The organism is Rhizobium laguerreae (genome assembly GCF_002008165.1).
Taxonomy (GTDB): Bacteria; Pseudomonadota; Alphaproteobacteria; order Rhizobiales; family Rhizobiaceae; genus Rhizobium; species Rhizobium laguerreae.
Map to the genome: position 1 here is coordinate 631982 of NZ_MRDM01000002.1, position 22870 is coordinate 654851.

Annotated in this window: 18 protein-coding genes; 4 read left to right on the forward strand and 14 right to left on the reverse strand. The window is 62.2% G+C overall.

Annotated elements, in window-relative coordinates; translation table 11 throughout:
* Nucleotides 1–32 precede the first annotated feature (32 nt).
* Entirely contained in the window at nt 33–1325 is a 1293-nt protein-coding gene (locus BS630_RS03395) for a DNA polymerase IV (RefSeq protein ID WP_077976297.1), read from the reverse strand.
* A gap of 76 nt (nt 1326–1401) precedes the next feature.
* Between BS630_RS03395 and BS630_RS03400 the strand changes: the two genes are divergently transcribed.
* Entirely contained in the window at nt 1402–1989 is a 588-nt protein-coding gene (locus tag BS630_RS03400) for a GNAT family N-acetyltransferase (RefSeq protein ID WP_077976243.1), read from the forward strand.
* On the opposite strand, the gene BS630_RS03405 is transcribed toward BS630_RS03400, so the two are convergent.
* Nucleotides 1964–2638, reverse strand: coding sequence for a hypothetical protein (locus BS630_RS03405; RefSeq protein WP_077976244.1), 675 nt, complete (start codon nt 2636–2638; stop codon nt 1964–1966). The genes BS630_RS03400 and BS630_RS03405 overlap by 26 nt on opposite strands.
* A gap of 2 nt (nt 2639–2640) precedes the next feature.
* Nucleotides 2641–2949: a DUF3572 domain-containing protein gene (locus BS630_RS03410; protein WP_003547422.1), complete on the reverse strand. Its 309-nt coding sequence runs from the start codon at nt 2947–2949 to the stop codon at nt 2641–2643.
* A gap of 133 nt (nt 2950–3082) precedes the next feature.
* Here BS630_RS03410 and BS630_RS03415 point away from each other — a divergent pair, with 133 nt between their 5' ends.
* Both BS630_RS03415 and BS630_RS03420 read left to right on the forward strand, forming a co-directional pair.
* Nucleotides 3083–3454, forward strand: a complete 372-nt coding sequence (locus BS630_RS03415) for a response regulator (protein ID WP_003547430.1) — start codon at nt 3083–3085, stop codon at nt 3452–3454.
* Nucleotides 3455–3472: 18 nt separating this feature from the next.
* Nucleotides 3473–4846 carry a PleD family two-component system response regulator gene (locus BS630_RS03420; RefSeq protein ID WP_020049511.1) on the forward strand — a complete coding sequence of 458 codons (1374 nt, stop codon included), beginning with the start codon at nt 3473–3475 and terminating at the stop codon, nt 4844–4846.
* Between the two features lie 747 nt (nt 4847–5593).
* On the opposite strand, the gene rpmG is transcribed toward BS630_RS03420, so the two are convergent.
* From rpmG to BS630_RS03470, 9 genes are all read right to left on the reverse strand, one after another.
* Nucleotides 5594–5761: a 50S ribosomal protein L33 gene (gene rpmG / locus BS630_RS03430; protein ID WP_003547442.1), complete on the reverse strand. Its 168-nt coding sequence runs from the start codon at nt 5759–5761 to the stop codon at nt 5594–5596.
* 92 nt (nt 5762–5853) lie between these two features.
* A complete protein-coding gene (locus tag BS630_RS03435; RefSeq protein WP_077976246.1) occupies nt 5854–7038 on the reverse strand; it encodes an MFS transporter in 1185 nt (394 codons plus the stop codon).
* A gap of 254 nt (nt 7039–7292) precedes the next feature.
* Nucleotides 7293–7745: a DUF983 domain-containing protein gene (locus BS630_RS03440; protein ID WP_077976247.1), complete on the reverse strand. Its 453-nt coding sequence runs from the start codon at nt 7743–7745 to the stop codon at nt 7293–7295.
* Nucleotides 7746–7867: 122 nt separating this feature from the next.
* Nucleotides 7868–10234 (reverse strand): ribonuclease R, encoded by a 2367-nt coding sequence (rnr, locus tag BS630_RS03445; protein ID WP_077976248.1) that lies wholly within the window; start codon nt 10232–10234, stop codon nt 7868–7870.
* Nucleotide 10235: 1 nt separating this feature from the next.
* On the reverse strand, nt 10236–12890 hold the full coding sequence (gene topA / locus BS630_RS03450) for a type I DNA topoisomerase (protein ID WP_077976249.1): 2655 nt from the start codon (nt 12888–12890) through the stop codon (nt 10236–10238).
* 249 nt (nt 12891–13139) lie between these two features.
* Nucleotides 13140–14282 carry a DNA-processing protein DprA gene (dprA, locus tag BS630_RS03455; RefSeq protein WP_077976250.1) on the reverse strand — a complete coding sequence of 381 codons (1143 nt, stop codon included), beginning with the start codon at nt 14280–14282 and terminating at the stop codon, nt 13140–13142.
* Complete coding sequence (gene plsY / locus BS630_RS03460) at nt 14282–14902, reverse strand: glycerol-3-phosphate 1-O-acyltransferase PlsY (protein ID WP_077976251.1); 621 nt, start codon at nt 14900–14902, stop codon at nt 14282–14284. Before plsY ends, dprA begins: the two co-directional genes overlap by 1 nt.
* Before the next feature lie 78 nt (nt 14903–14980).
* A complete protein-coding gene (locus BS630_RS03465; RefSeq protein WP_077976252.1) occupies nt 14981–16270 on the reverse strand; it encodes a dihydroorotase in 1290 nt (429 codons plus the stop codon).
* Nucleotides 16267–17223, reverse strand: a complete 957-nt coding sequence (locus BS630_RS03470) for an aspartate carbamoyltransferase catalytic subunit (RefSeq protein WP_007626148.1) — start codon at nt 17221–17223, stop codon at nt 16267–16269. The genes BS630_RS03465 and BS630_RS03470 overlap by 4 nt, the downstream gene beginning before the upstream one ends.
* 179 nt (nt 17224–17402) lie before the next feature.
* On the opposite strand from BS630_RS03470, the gene BS630_RS03475 reads away from it, so the two are divergent.
* Entirely contained in the window at nt 17403–19061 is a 1659-nt protein-coding gene (locus BS630_RS03475) for an acyl-CoA dehydrogenase family protein (RefSeq protein WP_028741374.1), read from the forward strand.
* 67 nt (nt 19062–19128) lie between these two features.
* On the opposite strand, the gene BS630_RS03480 is transcribed toward BS630_RS03475, so the two are convergent.
* Both BS630_RS03480 and BS630_RS03485 read right to left on the reverse strand, forming a co-directional pair.
* Nucleotides 19129–19338 (reverse strand): type II toxin-antitoxin system VapB family antitoxin, encoded by a 210-nt coding sequence (locus BS630_RS03480; protein ID WP_077976298.1) that lies wholly within the window; start codon nt 19336–19338, stop codon nt 19129–19131.
* A gap of 144 nt (nt 19339–19482) precedes the next feature.
* The gene (locus BS630_RS03485; protein WP_077976253.1) at nt 19483–22347 is read right to left on the reverse strand and encodes an Rne/Rng family ribonuclease; all 2865 of its coding nucleotides are present in this window, start codon (nt 22345–22347) and stop codon (nt 19483–19485) included.
* Between the last annotated feature and the right edge of the window lie 523 nt (nt 22348–22870).

The following is a 22870-nucleotide window of genomic DNA, read 5'->3' on the forward strand; positions in this document are numbered from 1 at the left end:
TTATAGGCCGGATCGCCGGCTGCCCTCACGCGTTAGTGATCGCGCCTGCCGCTGCCGAAGGTGTAGCCGGTCTCGACCGTTTTCTCGCCGAACTTGTCACGCAGCTTGTCCATCGCCGCTTCGGCTGCCGCCCGCCGGCCCGATTGCCGGTCGATGAGGTCGGGCGGATCGGCGAGGGCGGCATCGCCGAGATCGGTAACGCCGATGCCGATCAGGCGGAATTTCGTACCATCAGTCTCTTTTTCGAGAAGCTCGAGCCCGGTGCGGAAGATCTTGTCGGCAAGCTGGGTCGGGTCTTCGAGCTTGCGGTTGCGGGTGCGCGACTTGAAATCGGCGGTCTTCATCTTCAGGACGACGGTATGGCCGGCAATGTCGTTTTTCTTCAGCCGCCAGGAGACCTTTTCGGAAAGGTTGCGCAGGATCGGCACCAGATCGTCGTAGCGCGATATGTCGTCGAAGAAGGTCGTCTCGGCTGATACGCTCTTGGCCGCATCGTTAAGATGCACCTCGCGGTCGTCGATGCCGCGCGACAGCCGTGCCAGCCGCTGGCCGATGCTGCCGTAGCGGCGCATCAGGTCGTTTTCCTCCATCTGCTGCAACTGGCTGATGGTGCGGATGCCGTCCGCCTCCAACGTCGCCGCAAAGGCCTTGCCGACGCCCCAGATGGTGGTGACGGGACGCGGCGCCAGGAACTCGACCGCTTCCTCTCGGCCGATGACCGAAAAGCCGCGCGGCTTCTGCAGATCGGAGGCGACCTTGGCGAGGAATTTGCAATAGGAAAGCCCAACCGAAACTGTGATGCCGATCTCCCTTTCGATGCGACGGGCGAATTTGGCCAGGGTGCGCGCCGGCGGATCGTGATGCAGCCTCTCGGTGCCGCCGAGCTCCAGGAAGGCCTCGTCGATCGATAGCGGCTGCACCAGCGGCGTCAGATCCTGCATCATGGCGCGCACCTGCCGTCCGACCCGGACATATTTCTCCATGTCGGGGCGGATGACGATCGCTTGAGGGCATGCCTCCAGCGCCTTGAACATCGGCATGGCCGACCGTACGCCGTGGATGCGGGCGATATAGCAGGCGGTGGAAACCACACCGCGTTTGCCGCCGCCGATAATGACAGGCTTGTCGGCAAGTTCCGGATTGTCGCGTTTCTCCACCGCTGCGTAAAAGGCGTCGCAATCGATATGCGCAAGCGTCAAGGCGTAGAGTTCGCGGTGGCGCACGAGACGGGGGCTGCCGCAGGAAACGCAACGGCGCGCCTCGCCCTTCTGCTCGGCAAGGCAGTCGCGACAGAAGCCGGGTGTCTTGTCAGGCGCAGGCGTCATGATGAGAACAAAGATTGAACGCCGGGACATTACGCCTTAAGCTTCCGAGTCTCAAGAGAGGGCGGGAGCTTTGCCTTTGGATAACAATCTTCGTTTCGAGCCGGTAACGCCAGAACGCTGGGACGATTTCGAAGTCATGTTCGGGCCGCAGGGTGCCTTCTATAACTGCTGGTGCGTCGCGTTGCGTCTGCCGTATGGGGTGAGGACGAAGATGGCGGCCGACGAACGCAAGGCGCATATGCGGGAGCGGATCAAGGCGGGTCCGCCGCCTGGCATCCTCTGTTATGCGGACGGCGCGCCGGTCGCCTGGGTGCAGGTCGGGCCGCGCCACGACGTACCGCAGTTCAATTCGCCGCGCACCGTCTCGCGGCCGCTGGAGGAGGGCGATGCGCATGATCCATCCATCTGGGCCGTCAGTTGCTTCTTCCTGCTGCCCAAACTTCGCGGCACGGGAATGAGCCACCGTCTGCTCGCCGGCGCGATCGACCATGCCCGGCGCCAGGGAGCGCGGCTGCTCGAAGCCTGTCCGATCGATCATGTCAAGCAGTCGAAATCCGTGACGCTCTGCATCGGCTCTACGGCGATCTTCGATGCCGCCGGTTTCGAGACGGTTGCGCGGCGCAAGGACGGCCGTCCGCTCATGCGGCTGGAACTGCGCGCGTGAAGGTGCCGGAAACAAAATGCGCCTCGATCAGCGCGGCCACATGCGTCCAGTCGGTGGCGCGGGTGATGTCGTTAGCGGCGGCCGGGGCGAAGCGATGGACGGGCGAGTTCGGCACCAGGTGAATCAGCAGGCAATCGGCGACGTGATCCCTGACGGAATGCAGATTGAGCGCCATATCATCGATGAAGATGACGGGAAGGGAGCGGCTGGCATGCAATGCGTGAACGATCGGCCCTTTGGGTTGTTCGGTAGCAAGCAGCGGAAAGAGCAGGCCCATCCTGTCGAGCAGGCGACGGCGCTGGTTCTGGAACCGCGGCTGCATGGCTGTCAGGAAAAGGATATCGGCCTCTTCCGAAAGCCGGTCGAGCGTTTCGACGACGCGGTCGAGCGGCGTCTGCCACAGCTCTTGGGCTTCGAAGAATTCCTCGATCAGCCGGCTGACCTCCTGATCCTCGATCTCCACGCCGTCGGCTTGCGAGACGATGTTGCCGTGCAGCCGGAACGATCGCGGCAGAAACGCGCAACCCTGGCTTTGAAGGAAAAGCTGGAAGGGACCGATGAACTGCAGCACGACGTCGTCGACGTCGCAGACGATCAAAGGCCGTTCGCCGAGGCGGATATGCGAGATGTCGAATTCCCCGGAGGTCACGGTCAGTATTCTCCGGAATCGAGGCCCGGTGAAGAGAAATGCCGCCAGGCCGCCGTCACCGTCTCCGGGCTGATCCCGCTCGCCGCGCAGAAGGCCATCGCCGTCGGTTCATGGTTCATCAGGAAATCCATCATGCCGGCGAGGAATCCGGGATCGTCGACGGCGTTGCGCACCTGGCCGGGCGCCACACCCGTCAGGGCGAGGAAGCGGCCGAACATGTCGGGATCGTCGGCAAGCCAGCCGAGCACGGCGATCGCCGTCTCGTGCGGGTCGGCGGCCTGTTGTTTCGAAGTCTTGAAGTTGCTTTGCATTTCGCTGGGTAAGTTACCTTTTCTTCAACCAAATACCGGTAGCGTGCGCTATCGGTTTCACGGAGCTATTTGTCCGCATGTGCCTTTCTCATGGGACGAACCGCTGCGCGAACGGACGTAGGGACAGCTTGTCATGCCCAAACAGGTGATGATTGTAGAAGATAACGAGCTCAACATGAAGCTCTTTCGCGACCTCATCGAGGCGTCCGGTTATACGACGATCCAGACCAGAAATGGTATGGAGGCGCTCGATCTGGCGCGCAAGCATCGCCCCGACCTCATCCTGATGGATATTCAGCTTCCCGAAGTCTCCGGCCTCGAAGTCACGAAATGGCTGAAGGAAGACGACGAGCTGCACGTGATTCCCGTCATCGCCGTTACGGCTTTCGCGATGAAGGGTGACGAAGAGCGGATCCGCCAGGGCGGCTGCGAGGCCTATGTTTCCAAGCCGATCTCGGTTCCGAAATTCATCGAGACGATCAAGACCTATCTGGGCGATGCCTGACGCATCGGAAAGACGCTGATGACTGCGCGAATACTGGTGGTTGACGATATTCCGGCCAACGTGAAGCTGCTCGAAGCGCGGTTGCTTGCGGAGTATTTCGACGTGATGACCGCAGCGGACGGCTACACGGCACTGGCGATCTGCGAGCGCAACCAGGTCGATCTCATCCTGCTCGACATCATGATGCCCGGCATAGACGGTTTCGAGGTCTGCGAGCGGCTGAAGGCCAGCCAGAAGACCGCCCATATTCCAGTCGTCATGGTCACCGCGCTCGACCAGCCGACCGATCGCGTACGCGGCCTGAAAGCTGGCGCTGACGATTTTCTTACCAAGCCGGTCAACGATCTGCAGCTGATCTCCCGGGTGAAGAGCCTGCTGCGGCTGAAGACGTTGAGCGATGAGCTGCGTATCCGCGCCGACACTGCCCATACGATGGGCATCGATGACCTCACACGGGCAGGCGAGGGCCGCGCCGACGAGACCGCTCAGGTCCTGCTCGTCGACGGCCGCGCCAATTCGCAGGAGCGCATCATCAAGGCGCTGAAGCCCGTCGCCGACGTGCTTGCCCTCTCCGATCCGCAGGCCGCCCTCTTCGAGGCGGCCGAAAGCGCGTTCGATTTCGTCATCGTCAACGCCAACTTCGACGATTACGACCCGCTTCGCCTCTGCTCGCAGCTGCGCTCGCTGGAGCGCACCCGCTTCCTGCCGATCCTGATCATCACCGAGCAGGGCGCTGACGAAATGGTCGTGCGCGCGCTCGATCTTGGCGTCAACGACTACATCATCCGCCCGGTCGATCCCAACGAACTGGTTGCCCGCAGCCTGACGCAGATCCGCCGCAAGCGCTATAACGACCGCCTGCGCGCCAGCGTCAAGCAGACGATCGAGCTTGCCGTGACCGATCCGCTGACCGGCCTTTATAATCGGCGCTATCTCGACAATCACCTGAACGTGCTCTTCAACCGTTCGATGGCGCGGGGCCGGCCGCTTTCGGTGCTGATCACCGATATCGACCGTTTCAAGCATGTGAACGACACCTACGGCCATGATGGCGGCGACGAGGTGCTGCGGGAATTTTCAAATCGCGTCCGTTCGACCATCCGCGGCGCCGATCTCGCCTGCCGCTACGGTGGTGAAGAATTCGTCGTCGTGATGCCCGACACCTCGCCGGAAATTGCCGCCGCCGTCGCCGAGCGTTTGCGCGCGGCGATCGAAAGCGCTCCCTTCATGCTGAAACACTCCGGGGAAGCGCTGAATGTCACTGCTTCCTTCGGCATCGCCTCGCGTATTGCGTCGGTGCTGACCCCGGGCCAGCTGATGAAACAGGCGGATCTGGCCCTTTACGAGGCCAAGAATACCGGTCGCAACCGTGTGGTGGCCGCGGCCGCGTGACGAATCACTTGCCGCCATATGTGCCATTTGCGAGTTTTCCACTGCGGTAAGCCAATTGTTACCGATTTTTAATTTCGCCTGTGCAATGCAGGGCTAAAATTTCGCAACTCAATAGCCCAAAAATGGACTCGCCGCGTTGCTGCGGATGTGTTGCCGCGCGATAGTCTTGAGAGTGTCAGGCCGTAGCTCACAATGAAATGAAGACTATAAAGAATGCCTGTCGCCAACAGGATCAAATAGATTGCGGCGGCGTCACCTCACGTAGGGGGAGGCGAGGCGTAAGTTGTTCAGTTATATTGTCGAATTTCTTCCAAACGTCAGGCGCTACGCTTCGAGTCCAAGCAGAGCGGATAAATCTTTGTATGTCCCAAATCTGGGCTTTTAACCATAGAATCAAGCTGCAAACATTCACCATTAAGAATTTGTTGATTTTCTTTCATTTTTGCGCAAATTATCGGCTCATAAGAGAAGCGCTCCCGTTGAGGAGTTGTCGATACCCCATGATGCTCAGGTCCGCCGCATCTCCTGGGTCGTGGGGTCGGTCGGCTAGTAGGCAAGTTATAGCGGTTCCTCGTGCCGTTTTGCATGCTGGCCGACCCCCTTTCAAGAAAACGCCGCCACTTCCCGAAGATGGAAGGGCGGCGTTTTTCTGTTTGCGCTATCATTTTTTAAAGACGATCAATCCGGGCAATAAAAAACGCGCAACCCGAGGGCGCGCGCTTTTTTGAAATCCGTCAGGCCAAGTGATTACTTGATCTTGGTTTCCTTGAACTCGACGTGCTTCTTTGCAACCGGGTCGTACTTCGTCTTCGTCATCTTGTCCGTCATCGTACGGCTGTTCTTCGTGGTGACGTAGAAGAAACCAGTGTCGGCTGTCGACAGCAGCTTGATCTTGATTGTTGTAGCCTTGGCCATGGTCGTCCTGCCTTTAAGAAAATGAAAGCCGTGGAAGCCGGATGGGCTCCACGGCAAATCCTGGCGCGAAACTACGAATCCCGCCCGAAAAGTCAAGCCCGTTTTCGAATGAACATCAGTCTGATGCCGGAAAGTAGGGCGTAAAGACCGAAGAAAGCCGCAATCGCCCAGGCAAAACCGTTATTTCCGGCGAGATCGATCGCCGCGCCGATCGCCTGCGGCCCGGCCACGGTTCCCATCGCATAACAGAAGACAAAGGCGGCATTGGCCGCTGCAAGATCGGAGCCCGTCAGCCGCGAGCCGAGATGGCTGAGGCCGACCGTATAGAGGCCCGAGACGCAGCCACCCCAGAAAAGCAGGAGCCCGGCCATCAGCAGCCAGTTGTCGAGCAACAGCGGCAACATCATCGAGCCGATGAAGCCCATCAGCGCCATGCCGGCCAGAAGCGGCCGCTTGTCGGCGATGCGGTCGGAAAGCAGGCCGAGCGGGATCTGAAAGATGACGTTGCCGACGCCCATCATGGTGAGCAGAAGTGCGGCCTGCGATTCGGTGAAATGGGCGCGCACCGCAAAAATCGGGAAAAGCGACAGCCCGCCCGCTTCGACCGCGCCGAAGATGAAGACCGCCGCCGTCGCCGTCGGTACCAGGAAAACGTAGCGCATGAAATGCAGCTCCGGTTTTTCCTCGAGCACCGGGCTTTCGTCGCGGGCGATGAAGATCGGGATGGCCGCCAGCAGGATGGCGGCGGCGCCGATCAGGAAGGGAAAGATGCCGTCGCTGCCGAGGATGGAAAAGAGCAATGGTCCGGCCGCGAAGCCGAGGGAAAGCACCGTCGCATAGATGCCGAGCACGAAACCGCGCTTGGAAGGCGGCGAAGCGGCGTTGATCCAGAATTCGGAGAGGATGAACAGCGTCGTCGTCGCGCCGTGGAAGGCGAAACGCAGCGGAAACCACATCCAGAAATCCTGGGCGTAATAGAAACCCAGCGCGCTCAGCGCCGAAATCAGCACGGCCCAGATCATTGTCGGAGCCACGCCATATTTATGGGCGAGCTTGGTGGTGATCGGTGCGGCGGCCATCGCCGCGACCCCGGCCATCGCCGTGTTCAGCCCTATCAGGGTGGACGAGATGCCACGTTTTTCGAGGATGATGCTGAGGAGGGGCAGACCGAGGCCGATTGCTATGCCAACGGCTGATATGGACGAGATGGCTGCCACCAGAGAAGGCCAATGGATTTCTTCGACATCGCCCGGTGTGCCGGTTCTCGGCTGAGACATTTATCCATCCTTAGAGAGGTGCGCGAACGCATCGGCCGATCCCGTCAGATAGATAGACACGGACGTGCCAAATCCAGGTGACGGATGCCGCTTCGCAGTATTTCCGATGTGAGTGACCATCTGCGGAATGTAAAGCCCGTTCGGGCAAGAAATGCTTACCATGTCAGGTCTTGAGGATCGTCGGCTCCCGCATTTGGGTGGTGGTCGGTGGAGGGCTGGCACTACACGTTAAATATGTCTGGAAGGTGAAGGCGCTAATTCGGCCGGCCGGGGATGTCGTAATCGTCCGGACCGTCGCTCTCGCCACCGAAGCCGTGCATGCGCAGCGCCCATTGCAGACCGATGACCCCGCCCTTGATCGGCTGGATCGAGGCAAGCGCGGTGATGACGGTGATCGGCGCCCAGATGGCCAGATGGACCCAGACCGGCAGCACGAAAGTCAGGTCGGTCAGCATATAGCCGCCGACCACGACGTGGCCGAGGACGAGGATGACGATATAGGGCGGCAGGTCGTCGGCGCGCTGGTGATGCATCGCCTCGCCGCAGGCTGCGCAATGATCGACCGGCTTCAGGAAGGCGCGAAAGAGCTTGCCGCTGCCGCAGGCCGGGCAGCGGTTCATCAGCCCGCGCAAGACGGAGCGCCCAAGCGGACGCTCGACCTCGGGCGTATCGCCGTAGCGGAGGGCCGGATCGGTCGGTGTGCTCATCGCATGTTCCTCTTCGGATCTAAAACACGTCGCGCGAAACTCTGCAGCGGTTTGCGATAACGACATGCGTGAAAACAAGGGCCTATAGCGCGGGGAGCCAATCTGAAAGATTGCGACGTGCTTTAGTGCCGTCCGCGTGGCGGCCTCGTTCCGGGTTTCTTGCGAACCTGGCCCCTGTCGCGGCGCCCCGCCTTGTGGAAGGAGCGCATCGCCGCCGGCATTTCGCGGCCCTCGCTGATCATCTCGAAACGCAGCGCGCCGGCAAGCGGGATCGCTTCGGCAAGCTTTACTGTGACGCTGTCGCCCAGGCGATAGCCGAGCCCCGTCTTTTCACCGGAAAGCGCCTGGTGCGCCTCGTCATAGATGAAGTAATCGGTGCCGAGCGTAGATATAGGGACGAAACCGTCGGCGCCATAGTCCGGCAGGGCGATAAAAAGCCCCGATTTCGTCACACCCGAGACCCGCCCGGCAAATTCCTCGCCGACCCGGCCGCTGAGGTGATGCGCGATCAGCCGGTCGACGGTCTCGCGCTCGGCTGCCATGGCCCGGCGCTCGAATGTCGAGATTTCGGCCGCGATATCGTCGAGTGCTGCCTCCTCGTCCGGCGTGATGCCGCCTTCGCCGAAGCCGAGCGAGCCGACGAGGGCGCGATGCACGATGAGATCGGCGTAGCGGCGGATCGGCGAGGTGAAGTGGGCGTATTTCATCAGGTTGAGGCCGAAATGGCCGATATTCTCCGGGCCGTAGATCGCCTGGCTCTGCGAACGCAGCACCATCTCGCTCACCATGGTCTGATGCGGCGTGCCCTCCGCCTTCGCCAGAATGCCGTTGAAGTTGTTGGCGCGCATGTTGCCGCCCTTGGCAAGCGAGATGCCGAGCGTGGCCAGGAACTCGCGCAGGATCTCCTGCTTGGCAAGCGTCGGACCGTCATGGATGCGGTAGATCAGCGGCTGACGCTTCTTTTCGAGCGTCTCGGCGGCGCAAACGTTCGCCTGGATCATCATCTCTTCGATCAGCTTATGCGCATCGAGGCGTGGCGGCACGACCACCCGGTCGACCGTGCCGTCGGGCTTCAGGAGGATCTTGCGCTCCGGCATGTCGAGTTCCAGCGGCTGGCGCCGGTCGCGTCCGCGCTTCATCACCTCATAGGCGTGCCAGAGCGGCTTCAGGATCGGCTCGAGCATCGGCCCGGTCTGATCGTCCGGCTTTCCGTCGATCGCCGCCTGCGCCTGCTGGTAGGATAGCTTTGCGGCACTTTTCATCATGATGCGATGAAAGATGTGGCCGATCTTGCGGCCTTCCCCGGAAAAACTCATGCGCACGGCGAGCGCCGGGCGGTCAACGCCTTGCTTCAGCGAGCAGAGATCGTTGGAGATGCGCTCCGGTAGCATCGGCACGACGCGATCGGGGAAATAGACGGAGTTGCCGCGCTTCAGCGCCTCGCGGTCGAGCGGCGAATTGGAGCGGACATACCAGGAGACGTCGGCAATCGCGACGGTGACGATGACGCCGCCGGGATTGTCGGGCGAGGGGTCGAGCTCGGCATAGACGGCGTCGTCATGGTCCTTGGCATCGGCCGGGTCGATGGTGATCAGCGGTACGTCGCGCCAATCCTCGCGATGCGACATGCTGGCGGGCCTTGCGGCCTCCGCCTCGGCGATGACGGCCGGCGGGAAGACATGCGGGATGCCGTGCGCATGGATCGCGATCATCGAGATCGCTTTTTCCGAACCGACGGAACCGACGACGGAAAGCACCTTGGCGCGCGGCAGGTCGAAACGGCCGAGACGGGCGATTTCGACTTCGACCAGATCGCCGTCCGTGGCGCCGCCGGTGAAGTCGGGATCGATTACCATCTCCTCGCCGCGCCGTTCGATCGGCAGCAGCCGGCCGCCGCCGCCGGGTGCCGTACGGAAGACGCCCATCGAGGCGCCGCGGCGCCTGTCGATCACCTTGATGATCCGCGCCGTATAAGCCGGACCGCCGCGATCGACAGCCGGGAAGATCTTCGCCAGGATGCGGTCGCCGAGGCCTGCGACCGGCGCCTTGCCCTTGCCCTGGCGGCCTGCGGGCGATTGCTGGCGGATGGCGACGGCGGGTGCTACGCCCTGATCCTCCGGCCATTCCGCCGGCCGTCCGATCAGATCGCCGTCCTTGTCGCGTGTGGTGATGTCGAGAACGGTGACGGGCGGCAGCGCACCGGGACGGATCAGCGACTTGCGGTTCTTCTGCAGCATGCCATCCTGCTCGAGCTCCTGCAGCATTTGCTTGAGCTCGACGCGGCTATCGCCTTTCAGGCCGAAAGCCTTGGCGAGTTCACGCTTGGACGCTTTCTGCGGATGGTCGGCGATGAAGCGCAGGATCACCTCGCGCGAAGGCAGCGTGCCATGGACGATGTTCAGCGGCTCGACGGCGGAAGCATCCTTGCGGCCGATCTTGCCCGGACGCTTGCCCGCAGGGTTCGTTCTCTCGCGCGGTATCCTGCTCACGTCAGCCCTTTTTCGATTTCGCGGGCGCTTTCGCCTTCGTTGTTTTCGGCTTGGCAGCCGTCTTGGTGGTCTTGGCTTCGGCCGCCGCCGCCTTCGGCTTGGCTTTCGCCTTGGCCGCTTTGCCCACAGGCGCCTTGCCGGCCTTTTCGGCGATCAGCGCAAGCGCCTCCTCGACGGTGATCGCCTGGGGATCCTTGCCCTTCGGCAGCGTGGCGTTGACCTTGCCCCAGTTGACGTAGGGGCCGTACTTGCCGTCGCGCACGGTGATGGCGCCGCCATCAGGATGATCGCCGAGCGTCTTCAGTGCCGCCGGCGTGCCGCGCGCACCCCGCCCTGGGGCCTGCTTCGCCTTTTCAGCGATAACAGTCACGGCGCGGTTGAGGCCGACCGAGAACACGTCCTCGACGGTTTCCAGATTGGCATAGGAGCCGTCGTGCAGGAGGAACGGCCCATAGCGGCCGATGCCGGACGAGATCATCTTGCCTGATTCGGGATGTTTGCCAATATCGCGCGGCAGCGAGATCAGCGCCATCGCCTTTTCATAATCGATATCCTCGGGCTTCCAGCCTTTTGGCAACGAGGCGCGTTTGGCCTCCTTGCCGTCGCCGCGCTGGATATAGGGGCCGAAGCGGCCGGAACGCAGCGTCAGCTCCTCGCCGGTCGTCGGATCGGTGCCGAGGTTCTTCGGCTCGTTGAGCGCAGCACCGTCTGCTTCTCCGCCGTTTTCGGAGGAGAGCTGGCGGGTGTAGTTGCAGTCCGGATAGTTCGAGCAGCCGACGAAGGCGCCGTATTTGCCGAGCTTCAGCGACAGGTTGCCGGTGCCGCAGACCTGACAGATGCGCGGGTCGCTGCCGTCCTCCCGTTTCGGGAAGACGAGGGGTGCCAGCGCCTCGTTCAGCGAATCGAGCACGTTGGTGACGCGCAGTTCCTTGGTGTCCTCGATCTGTGCGAAGAAATCCTTCCAGAAATCGCGCAGCACCTGCTTCCAGTTCAACTCGCCGGCGGAAATCCGGTCAAGCTTCTCTTCGAGATCGGCGGTGAAGTCGTATTCGACATATTTGGTGAAGAAGCTCTCGAGGAAAGCCGTCACCAGACGGCCCTTGGCCTGCGGAATCAGCTTGCGTTTGTCGATCATCACATAGTCGCGGTCGCGCAGCGTCGCGAGCGTCGCGGCATAGGTGGAGGGGCGGCCGATGCCGAGCTCTTCCATCTTCTTGATCAGCGAGGCTTCCGAATAGCGCGGCGGCGGTTCGGTGAAATGCTGCGTTGAATTGATCTTCTGCTTGGCGAGCGCCTCGCGCGCATTGATCTCCGGCAGGCGGCCATCCTCGTCGCCGTCGTCGCTCTGCTCGCCATCTTCCTTCTGGTCGGTATAGGCGGCGATGAAACCATCGAAGCGGATGACCGAACCGACGGCGCGCAGACCGGCCTTCTCTCCCTTATTGTCGGCGGTGATTTCAGCCGTCGTGCGCTCGATCTCGGCCGACGCCATCTGGCTGGCGATGCCGCGCTTCCAGATCAGCTCGTAGAGCCGAATCTGGTCGGCATCGAGGAATTTGCGCACACGGTCGGGCGAGCGGTCGAAATCGGTCGGGCGGATCGCCTCGTGCGCCTCCTGGGCGTTCTTCGCCTTGGTCGAGTAGAAGCGCGGCTTTTCCGGCACGTAGCGCTGGCCGAACTGGTCGACGATGGCGCTGCGCGCCGCGTCGATCGCCTCTGGCGCCATCTGCACGCCGTCGGTTCGCATATAGGTGATGAGACCGACCGTCTCGCCGCCGATATCGACGCCCTCATAGAGCCTTTGCGCGATCTGCATGGTGCGCGAAGCGGAGAAGCCGAGATTGGAGGAGGCGGCCTGCTGCAGCGTCGAGGTCGTAAACGGCGGTCCCGGGTTGCGCTTGACCGGTTTCGCCTCGACCGTGTCGACCACATAGCTCGCACCTTCGAGCAAGGCCTTCAGCCGGCCGGCATCTTCGCCGTTGCCGATTGCGCGCGGCTGCAGCCGTTTGCCGTTCGCCGAAACCAGCCTCGCCTCGAACTCGTCGCCGCGTGGCGTCTTCAGAAGCGCCGAGATGTTCCAGTATTCTTCCGAAATGAAGCGCTCGATCTCGGATTCACGGTCACAGACGAGGCGAAGCGCCACCGACTGAACGCGGCCGGCCGAACGTGCGCCGGGCAGCTTGCGCCACAGTACCGGCGAAAGATTGAAGCCGACGAGATAATCGAGCGCGCGGCGCGCGAGATAGGCATCGACCAGCGGCACGTCGATGTCGCGCGGATCGGCCATCGCGTCGAGCACCGCCTTCTTGGTGATCGCATTGAAGACGACGCGCTTGACCGGTTTACCGTTCAGCACGCGCTTCTTGTTCAGCATGTCGAGAACGTGCCAGGAAATCGCTTCGCCTTCGCGATCCGGGTCGGTCGCGAGAAACAGGCCATCGGCGGACTTCACCGCGTCGGCAATGTCCTTCATCCGCTTGGCGGAGGCGCTGTCGACCTCCCAAAGCATTTCGAAATCCTGATCAGGAAGAACTGAGCCGTCCTTGGCAGGCAGATCGCGCACATGACCGAAGGAGGCGAGCACTTTGTATCCCGGACCCAGATACTTATTGATCGTCTTGGCCTTGGCAGGCGATTCCACCACTACAACATTCATGATGATTCTCTAAAAAGGAAACGACGCCAGCGTTGAAGCCAGCGCGACACACACCGCAACATGGATATCGGCCCTCCGACATGGACAGGGAAATCGCCGCGGTCAAGGGGTTTGCTACAATTTTACCTCTTGTGTCTTCTGCAGCCGAAGGGAGAGTATCGATGGAATACAATTATAGATAGTCTATCGAAGGTTTTCGACTCACGGTTCGGCAATTCGCAAAGCCGCCGCCTGATGTCGTACCCAGGTTCAATCGGAAAGCGAGACGAGACCGCCCTGATGCCGGTGCAGCCTGCCTGATATATCGAGTTCCAGAAGGATGAGATAGACCGCGGATGCCGACAGGCCGGTATGGCGGATGACGTCGTCGATCTCGACCGGCGTCGGCCCGAGCGCATCGATGATGCGGTTTCGATCGGAATCGCCTGGCGGCACCGACATTGCCTTGCCGTCAGGTGCCGGTTTCTCCGCCATCGACGATGGGAACAGGTCGAATTGCGCAAGCGGCGCCAGGGCCTCGATGACATCGGCGGGCGCGGTGACGATCGAAGCGCCGTCCTTCAGCAGGCCGTTGGTGCCATGGCAGCGCGGATCGAGCGGCGAGCCGGGCACGGCAAACACCAGGCGGCCGAACTCGCCGGCAAGCCGCGCCGTGATCAGCGAGCCCGAACGCGTCGCCGCTTCGATGACGACGAGGCCGAGCCCGATGCCGGCGATCAGCCGGTTTCGGCGTGGGAAGTCGCGGGCGCGGGGTTCCCAGCCGAAGGGCATCTCGCTCACCGCCAGGCCATTGCCACCGGTTATCTCTTCGAGCAGGCCGATATTCTCTGGCGGGTAGGGTTGGTCGAGGCCGCCGGCGAGTGCTGCGATCGTGCCCGTGTCGAGGCTTGCCCGATGGGCTGATGTGTCGATGCCGCGCGCCAGGCCGGAGACCACGGTGTAACCCGCCCGGCCGCAGTCACGCGCCACCATCGCTGCGAATTTCGCGCCTGCGATCGAGGCGTTGCGCGAGCCGACGATACCGACGGCCGGTCGTTTGGCAGCGGCCAGCGCGCCCTTGACGGCCAGAAGCGGCGGCGCGCCGTCGATCTGCTTCAGCGCTTGCGGATAGTCCGGTTCACCGATGCCGACGAAGCGGGCGCCGAAGCGACGTGCCGCCTCCAGCTCCCGATGCGCCTCGGCCTCGCTGGCGATGCGGATTGCCCGTGTCGCGCCGCCGCGCGCCGAAAGCTCCGGCAATGCGGCAAGTGCTGCCTCGGCCGAACCGAAATGATTGATGAGGTCACGAAAGGTGGCAGGGCCGATATTGTCGGAACGGATGAGGCGCAGCCAGGCAATTCTTTGCCGCTCGGTCAGCACGACGCCTTTCGGTCCGGCGCTTAGCGCATCCATTATCCCTTTGCCCCGATCTTGCTTTCCGTCCCGCCCATCAGGCGCGAAATATTCGCTCTATGCTTCCAGTAGGAGATGAGGGTCATGATCGCCATGACAGCTGCAACCTTTTCATTGCCCAATATCCACAGTGCAACTGGAATGACAAGCATGGCAACCAGCGCCGACAGTGAGGAGTAGCGGGTGGTGAAAGCGACCGCCAGCCAAACGGCGGCGAAGAGCACGACCATGATCGGGGCAACGCCGAGCAGCGTGCCGATATAGGTGGCGACACCCTTGCCGCCCTTGAAGCCGATCCACACCGGGAAAAGATGGCCGATAAAGGCGAAGAAGCCGGCGATGATCGCGGCTTCCTCACCGAGTAAATAGCCGACGACCCAGGCTGCCGCCGATGCCTTCAGCGCATCGAGCAGCAGCGTCGCCGCGGCGAGCGTCCGGTTTCCTGTTCTCAGCACATTGGTCGCACCGATATTGCCGGAGCCGATGCTGCGCACGTCGCCGAGGCCGGCGGCGCGCGTGAGGATCAGGCCGAACGGGATCGAGCCGAAGAGATAGCCGATAACGGCGGCGGCAAGCGCGATCGGCAGCGTGATCTGCCATGACATGAGATTGGATAACATATGCCCCCTCAGCCTCTCCGTGGCCTATCCTCGAGTCAGCCTTCTCCCGCTGGGGGATGGACGGCGATCGTGTCGGTTCTAAATTGCGTGGACAAGCTTTCCCGAGACGTATGTCGCGACCGCCCGCCCACTGAAGCGCGCATCCTCGAACGGCGTATTCTTCGAGCGGGAGAGAAGCATGTCTTTGGCGACAAGCCAAGGCTCATCGAGATCGATCAGCGCGATATCGGCCGCAGCGCCCGGCTTCAGCGTGCCGGCATTCAGGCCGAAAATCTGAGCGGGGCGGGTCGACATGGCGTCGATCAGGCGCATCAGGCTCACCTGGCCGCTATGGTGAAGCCTGAGCGCTGCCGCCAGCATGGTTTCGAGGCCGATCGCGCCGTCCTCCGCCTCGCCGAAAGGCAGACGCTTCGTATCGACGTCCTGGGGGTCGTGCGAGGAGACGATGATATCGATCGCGCCGCTCGCAAGGGCGTCGACCATCGCCACCCGGTCGTCTTCCGGACGCAGCGGCGGATAGAGCTTGAAGAAGGTGCGGTATTCGCCGATGTCGTTTTCGTTGAGCGCCAGATTGTTGATCGAGATGCCGCAGGTCACCTTGGCGCCGCGGTTGCGGGCGCGTTCGATCGCCTCGACGGATTCCGGCACCGAGATCATCGCGGCGTGATAACGGCCACGCGTCAGCTGCGCGATCCTCAAATCGCGTTCGAGCGGGATGAGCTCGGCTTCTTTTGGAATGCCGGAAAGCCCGAGCCAGCTGGCAAAAAGCCCCTCATGCATGACGCCGTTGGCGCCGAGATATTTGTCGCGCGTCTCGCAGCAGACGACGGCGCCGAATTCGCGCGCATAAGTCATGATCCGGCGCAGCACCTGTGTGTCGTGGACGCTGGAATGGGCATCGGTGAAGGCGACGGCGCCCGCCTGCATCAGCAGGCCGATCTCCGTCATCTCCTCGCCGGCAAGTCCCTTGGTGATGGCGGCTGCCGGATAGACGTTGACGGCGGCCGTATCCCGCGCCGTCTTCTTGACAAATTCGACGAGCGCGATGTCGTCGATGATGGGATCGGTGTCCGGCATCATGATGATCGAGGTGACGCCGCCGGCGGCTGCCGCCCGGCTCGCCGAGGCTATCGTCTCGCGGTGTTCGCCGCCGGGTTCGCCGACATGGACGCGCGCATCGACGAGGCCAGGCGTCGCCACAAGGCCCGTGCAGTCGCAGATGACTGCGCCATCAGGCGCGCCCTGGTTCTGCGCCTTGTGGCCGGCGGCGAGAATCACGCCGTCTTCGGCAATGATCGTCCCGATCTCGTCGAAATTGCGCGACGGGTCGATGATACGGACGTTTTTGAGGACGATCGGGTTGCTCATGCCATCATTCCATCGCTTCGGGGACCCTGGTTCTGCGAGACGAGCAGCGTCTCCATGACGGCCATGCGCACCGCGACCCCCATTTCCACCTGTTCGGCGATGACGCTCTGCGGTCCGTCCGCCACTTCCGAAGCGATTTCGACGCCGCGGTTCATCGGGCCGGGATGCATGACCAGCGCATCCTCCTTGGCCGCCTTCAGCGTTTCGGCGTCGAGCCCGTAGAAGTGATAATATTCGCGCACCGAAGGTACGAAGGCGCCGGACATGCGCTCGCGCTGCAGCCGCAGCATCATCACCACGTCGGCGTCCTTCAGCCCTTCCTTCATCGAATGGAAGACCTCGACGCCCATCTCGGCGATGCCGGCCGGCAGGAGGGTCGCGGGCGCGACGACACGCACGCGGGCGCCCATCGCATTGAGCAGCAGGATATTGGAGCGCGCCACGCGCGAATGCAGCACGTCGCCGCAGATCGCCACGATGATGCGCGAAAGCTTGCCCTTGGCTCGACGGATCGTCAGCGCGTCGAGCAGTGCCTGGGTCGGATGTTCGTGCTGCCCGTCGCCGGCATTGACGACCGAGCAGGAGACCTTCTGGGCGAGAAGGGCGGCGGCACCCGCGCTGGAATGCCGGATCACCAGCACGTCGGGGCGCATCGCATTCAGCGTCATCGCCGTATCGATCAGCGTTTCGCCTTTCTTCACCGAGGAATTGCCGACCGACATGTTCATGACGTCGGCGCCGAGCCGCTTGCCGGCAAGCTCGAAGGAGGCCTGCGTGCGAGTCGATGCCTCGAAAAAGAGGTTTATCTGCGTCAGTCCGCGCAGCGTCGACGTCTTCTTTTCTCTCTGCCGGCTGATCTTGACGGCCTCGTCCGCCTTGTCGAGAAGATAGGTGATATCCTGCTCGGTGAGGCCCTTGATGCCGATGAGGTGGCGGTGGGGGAAAAAGACCATGACCCTGCCTCTTGCTGTCTCTGGCGGGTCTATAAAGAGTGCTGCCCGCCGGGGCAAGCATGTGCTGTGGGCAAAGGCTTATGTCCCCATGCATTTTCGCCCGAATTCCGATAGAGCAGAATGAACCGAATCATAACTTCCGGTTTCCCTTTGTCGGGTTCTTACACTAGAAGCGAATTATGACCTCCGCCAACCGGACTGACGACAAACTCGCAGAACTCAACCAGCCGAGCCTGTGGTCCGGCATCAACGCCTATCGATCCGATCCGCTGATCGTCGATCTGACCGCGGCTTTGCCGCGCGGCATCCGCGAAGACCTGGAAAACATGGGCCGCTACGTCACCTCGCCGGAGGCGCAGGAGATGGCGCGCATGGCGAACCAGGGCGCGCCGCAGCTGCGCACCCACGGTCCGCGCGGTGAACGCGTCGACGTCGTCGAGTTTCACCCCGCCTGGCATGCGCTGATGCGCCGCTCCATGTCGGTCGGCCTGCATTCCTCCGTCTGGGATCCCCAGGCTGATACCGAGGCCAAGGATGAGGCCCATAAGGTTCGCGCCGCGCGGTTTTATCTGACATCGCAGCTGGAATCCGGCCATCTCTGCCCGCTGACGATGACGAGCGCCTCCGTTGCGGCACTCTCGGCCTCGCCCGCGGTCCAGAAGGACTGGGCGCCCAAAATTCTCTCGCGCAAATATGATTCGTCGAACAAGCCCGCCATGCAGAAATCCGCCGTGACCATCGGCATGGGTATGACAGAAAAGCAGGGTGGCACGGATGTGCGCGCCAACAGGAGCGCTGCCGAAAAGGTCAGCGAGGGCATCTACCGGCTGTCCGGGCACAAATGGTTCATGTCGGCGCCGATGAGCGATGCCTTCATTATGTTGGCGCAGACGAAGGAGGGCATGGGCTGCTTTCTCGTGCCGCGCCTTCTGGAGGATGGTTCCGCCAACGGACTGCAATTCCAGCGGCTGAAGGACAAGGTCGGCAACCGCTCCAACGCCTCTTCCGAGGTCGAGTTTACAGACACGTTCGGTTTCCTGCTCGGTGGTCCGGATGCCGGCATCCGCACCATCCTCGACATGGTGACGCTGACTCGGCTCGACTGCGCGCTGGCCTCGTCAGGCATGATGCGCGCCTCGCTCGCCGAAGCCGTGCACCACACCCGCGGCCGCAGCGTCTTCGGCAAGATGCTCGTCAACCAGCCGATCATGACGCGCGTGCTCGCCGACATGGCGCTCGATGTTGCCGCCGCGACGGCACTGTCCTTCCGTCTTGCCGACGCCTTCGACAAGGCGCGCGGCAATGCCGAGGAAGCGGCCTATGCCCGTGTCATGACGCCGGTCGCCAAATACTGGTGCTGCAAAATTGCGCCCGCGCTGATCTATGAGGCTATGGAATGCATCGGCGGCAATGGCTACATCGAAGAGCGCCCGATCGCCCGCCATTACCGCGAGGCTCCCGTCAACGCCATCTGGGAAGGCTCCGGCAACGTCATGGCGCTCGACGTGCTGCGCGTGCTGAACCGCGGCAAGGATCTGTTCGAAACGGTCTTTGCCGGCCTTGCCCGCGATCTCGGCCCCGCCGGCAAGAAGACCATCGACGTGCTGCGCGCCGCAATCGCGCTGTGCGAACAGGATGAGGGCGCCGCGCGCCTGCTCGTCGAGCAGTTGGCGCTCGCCGCCGGTGCCGCCGAACTCTATCGGCTGGGGGCAGGGCGCATTGCCGATGCCTTCATCGAGACGCGTCTTGCCGGCGGCTGGCGCTCCACCTACGGCATGCTCGATTCCCGCTTCGACGCCAGCTACATCGTCGACCTGCTCTATCCCCCGGCCGCCTGATCGCAAGCAGGGTCAGGCGATCTCAAGGCCGAGACGCTCGGCCATCGGATCGAACTGTCGACGACGATCACCTTGTATCGTCCGACCGGTCATGACGTATCTCGTCGAGGTCGCCTTCCCAGCCGATCCCCGCGAGATCTGCGATCGCATTTTTCCGCCGGTGCTTCTCGACAAGGGTTCGCAAAGCCTGCTCGACAGTGGCCTTTTTCGTCGCCAATCCCGCGGCGGTCATTGCCGCGTCGAGCAAGGCATCATCGATATCGATATTCGTCCGCATGATCGCGCCCCATATGGGATCATCGTAGAAGATATACATCCACGCCACGGCGGTTCAAGCTCGGCGACGATGCCGTCACCATAAACGAAAATCCGGCCGCGTCGCCGCGGCCGGATATCAATGTTTACGTCCGAAAATCAGCGTTCAAAAGAAGCCACGGCGCTGCCACCAGCCGGCTTTCTTCGGCTTGCCGTCATCGCCTTCGCCATTCTCGACGCGGGTGGATTTCACCGTTGGCTCGGAGGAGGAGATGTTGGATTCGCGGTTGGCGCGAACCGGCTTTGCTTCTTCCTGAACTGATGTTTCGAGATCGGCGGAGGCTTCCACCAATTCCGGTTCGGCCTCGGCCACAGGGGCCGTCTCTGCAACCGGTTCCTCGACCGGCGCTGCGGCCGGTTTACGACGGCCGCGGGCGCGGGCGGGCTTTACCTCTTCGGTTATGACAGGCGCGCTCTCGACGGCTGCCATCGCGGCCTGGCCTTCGTCGGCCTGTTCGGCAATCGCCTCGACCGCTACGGCTTCGCTCGGAGCGCCGTCGTTCGAAACGTCGTCGCCTTCGTCCTCGTCGTCGCCATTGTCTTCACCGGCTTCGCCAGCTGTCAGTTCGGAGCCATCCTCGGCGCGATTGCGGCGGCCGCCACGCTTGCCGCGACGGCGGCGCTTGCGGCGCTGCGATTCCTCGCTTTCAGCGCGTGTCTCGGGCGTGGCCTCGGTGTTTTCATCACCTTCGCCGCCCTCGTCGTCGCCTTCCTCATCCTCGTCGCCGGCTTCGCCTGCTGATACCGGCTGTTCGGCATTGCCGTTGCGGCCGCGGCGGCGCCTGCGGCGCTTGCGCTTGCGGTTGCCGTCAGCTTCGCCTTCCGCGCGGGCCGCGACGGGCCGCTCGGCGACGGCCGGCTTTTCCTCGAGTTCCTCGTCTTCCTCCTCATCCACTTCGATGACGATATCGTCGTCATCATCCTCGGGAATGGCTGCGAAGTTGAAGAGGGTTTCGATCTTGACCGGGTTTTCCACCGGCTCGCCGCGATCGATCGCGAAATGTTGCGCGCCGACCGAGCCGTCAGCATCGATGATGATCGCGACGCCGAAGCGGCTCTCATAATCGACGATCGTCTGGCGCTTGTGGTTGAGCAGGTAGAGAGCGATGTCAGGCGTTGTGCGCACGGTGATGTTGTGCGTGGTGTTCTTCAGCAGATATTCCTCGATGCCGCGCAGGACATGCAGGGCGACGGAGGACTGCGAACGCACATGGCCGCTGCCGCCGCAATGCGAGCAGACCTGCGTGGTCGATTCGAGAACCGAAGCGCGGATGCGCTGGCGCGACATTTCGAGCAGGCCGAAATGCGAGATCCGGCCGACCTGGATGCGGGCGCGGTCGTTCTTCAGGCATTCCTTCAGCTTCTTCTCGACAGCGCGGTTGTTGCGCTTCTCTTCCATGTCGATGAAGTCGATGACGATCAGGCCGGCAAGGTCGCGAAGGCGAAGCTGGCGGGCGACTTCGTCTGCAGCCTCAAGGTTCGTCTGTAGCGCGGTGTCCTCGATCGAATGTTCGCGGGTCGAGCGGCCGGAGTTGACGTCGATCGAGACCAGCGCTTCGGTCTGGTTCATGATCAAGTAGCCGCCGGACTTCAGCGTCACCTGCGGCTGCAGCATGCGGTCGAGCTGAGCCTCGATGCCGGAACGCGAAAAGATCGGATGGATGTCGCGGTAGGGCTGAACCACCTTGGCATGGCTCGGCATCAGCATCTTCATGAAGTCTTTCGCTTCACGATAGCCTTCTTCGCCGGAAACGATGACTTCGCTGATATCCTTGTTGTAGAGGTCGCGGATCGAACGCTTGATCAGCGAGCCTTCCTCATAGACGAGGCAGGGAGCGGTGGACGCCAGCGTCAGCGTGCGCACATTCTCCCAGAGGCGCATCAGATATTCAAAGTCGCGCTTGACCTCGACCTTGGTGCGGTTGGCACCGGCGGTGCGAAGGATGACGCCCATGCCCTGCGGCACCTCGAGCAGGCGCGCAATTTCCTTCAGGCGCTTGCGGTCGGCAGGGTTGGTGATCTTGCGGGAAATGCCGCCGCCGCGCGCCGTGTTCGGCATCAGCACCGAATAGCGGCCGGCGAGCGAGAGATAGGTGGTAAGGGCTGCACCCTTGTTGCCGCGCTCTTCCTTGGCGACCTGCACGAGCAGGATCTGGCGGCGCTTGATGACTTCCTGAATGCGGTACTGCTTGCGCGGCTTGCGCTGCACGCGGTCCGGCACTTCTTCCATCGCGTCTTCGGCGCCGACGGATTCGATGACTTCCTCTTCGCCGTGATCGTCATCGTCGTCGTCGTCATCGTGGCGACGCTTGCTGGTATCGACGTCCTCGGAAATCGAGTCGGTTTCCACCATCGCAGCCATCGCGCCGCCGGTCGAACCGTCATCCTCATTGTCGACGCTCGAAGCGCCTTCGGCTTCGACGTCTGTGGGAACAGCATCCTCGGTCGCGGTCGTTTCGACAACCGGTTCGACGACCTTCTTGCGGCTGCGGCGCGGCCTTGCCTTCTTGGCCGGCGCTTCCTCGGTGGCCTGTGCCGCGGCCTCTACCGCTGCGGTCTCTTCCGTTACGGCAGCCGTTTCCGGCGCCTCTGCCGGAACGATGCCGACATCCGGCTGATCCTGTTTGGAAAGATCGACCATCGGTGCGGTTTCGACATGCTCGACATCTTCGTCGCGGCGATGCTCCTCGGCCTCGGCCCGAAGCAGTGCCTGACGGTCGGCAAGCGGTATCTGATAATAGTCGGGATGGATTTCGGCGAAGGCCAGGAAGCCGTGCCGGTTGCCGCCGTAATCGACGAAAGCGGCCTGCAGCGAGGGTTCGACCCTCGTTACCTTTGCAAGATAGATGTTGCCGCGGATCTGCTTCTTGTGCTGGGACTCGAAGTCAAATTCTTCTATGCGGTTCCCGCGAACGACAACGACGCGCGTCTCTTCCTCGTGAGACGCATCGATAAGCATTTTGTCTGCCATGTAAGCTGTGCTCCTCGGCGTGGCCGCGAGAGCGCATTCCCGACTGCTGTTGAGACAGAAAGAATGCGGTCCACTGTGGCCGCGCCGGATAATGAAAGTCGCGCCTGATGCGAGGGGGAGGGCAGCAGCCAGACCGCAGCCGGAACCATTTCGGTCCGGGGCCTGTACACTTCAGATAAAACCTGCTGCGAAACCATCAACAACCAAGCGTGATCGACAAATACGAAGACCCGTTCGGGTCCGATGAGTTTGCTCCCTGAGAGCGTGGTGGCTGATCCACCAATGAATTCCGACAATAAGCCGGAAAATCAGGATCGAGTTCTAGGGATGAAGCGCATGAGACGGCGGACGATGACCGGTGTGGCGCCAGGTCCTGATCTGGCTGGCAGCCTTTGCGGCGACTCTATCCCGTCAACACTTTACCCTGAAATTCGTTGTATGTTTTCCGTGTCACAATAGCAAGGGGAAAGCCAAATGTGCCATAATATTGATGGATTTCGCAACGCATACAAGCTGGGATAAA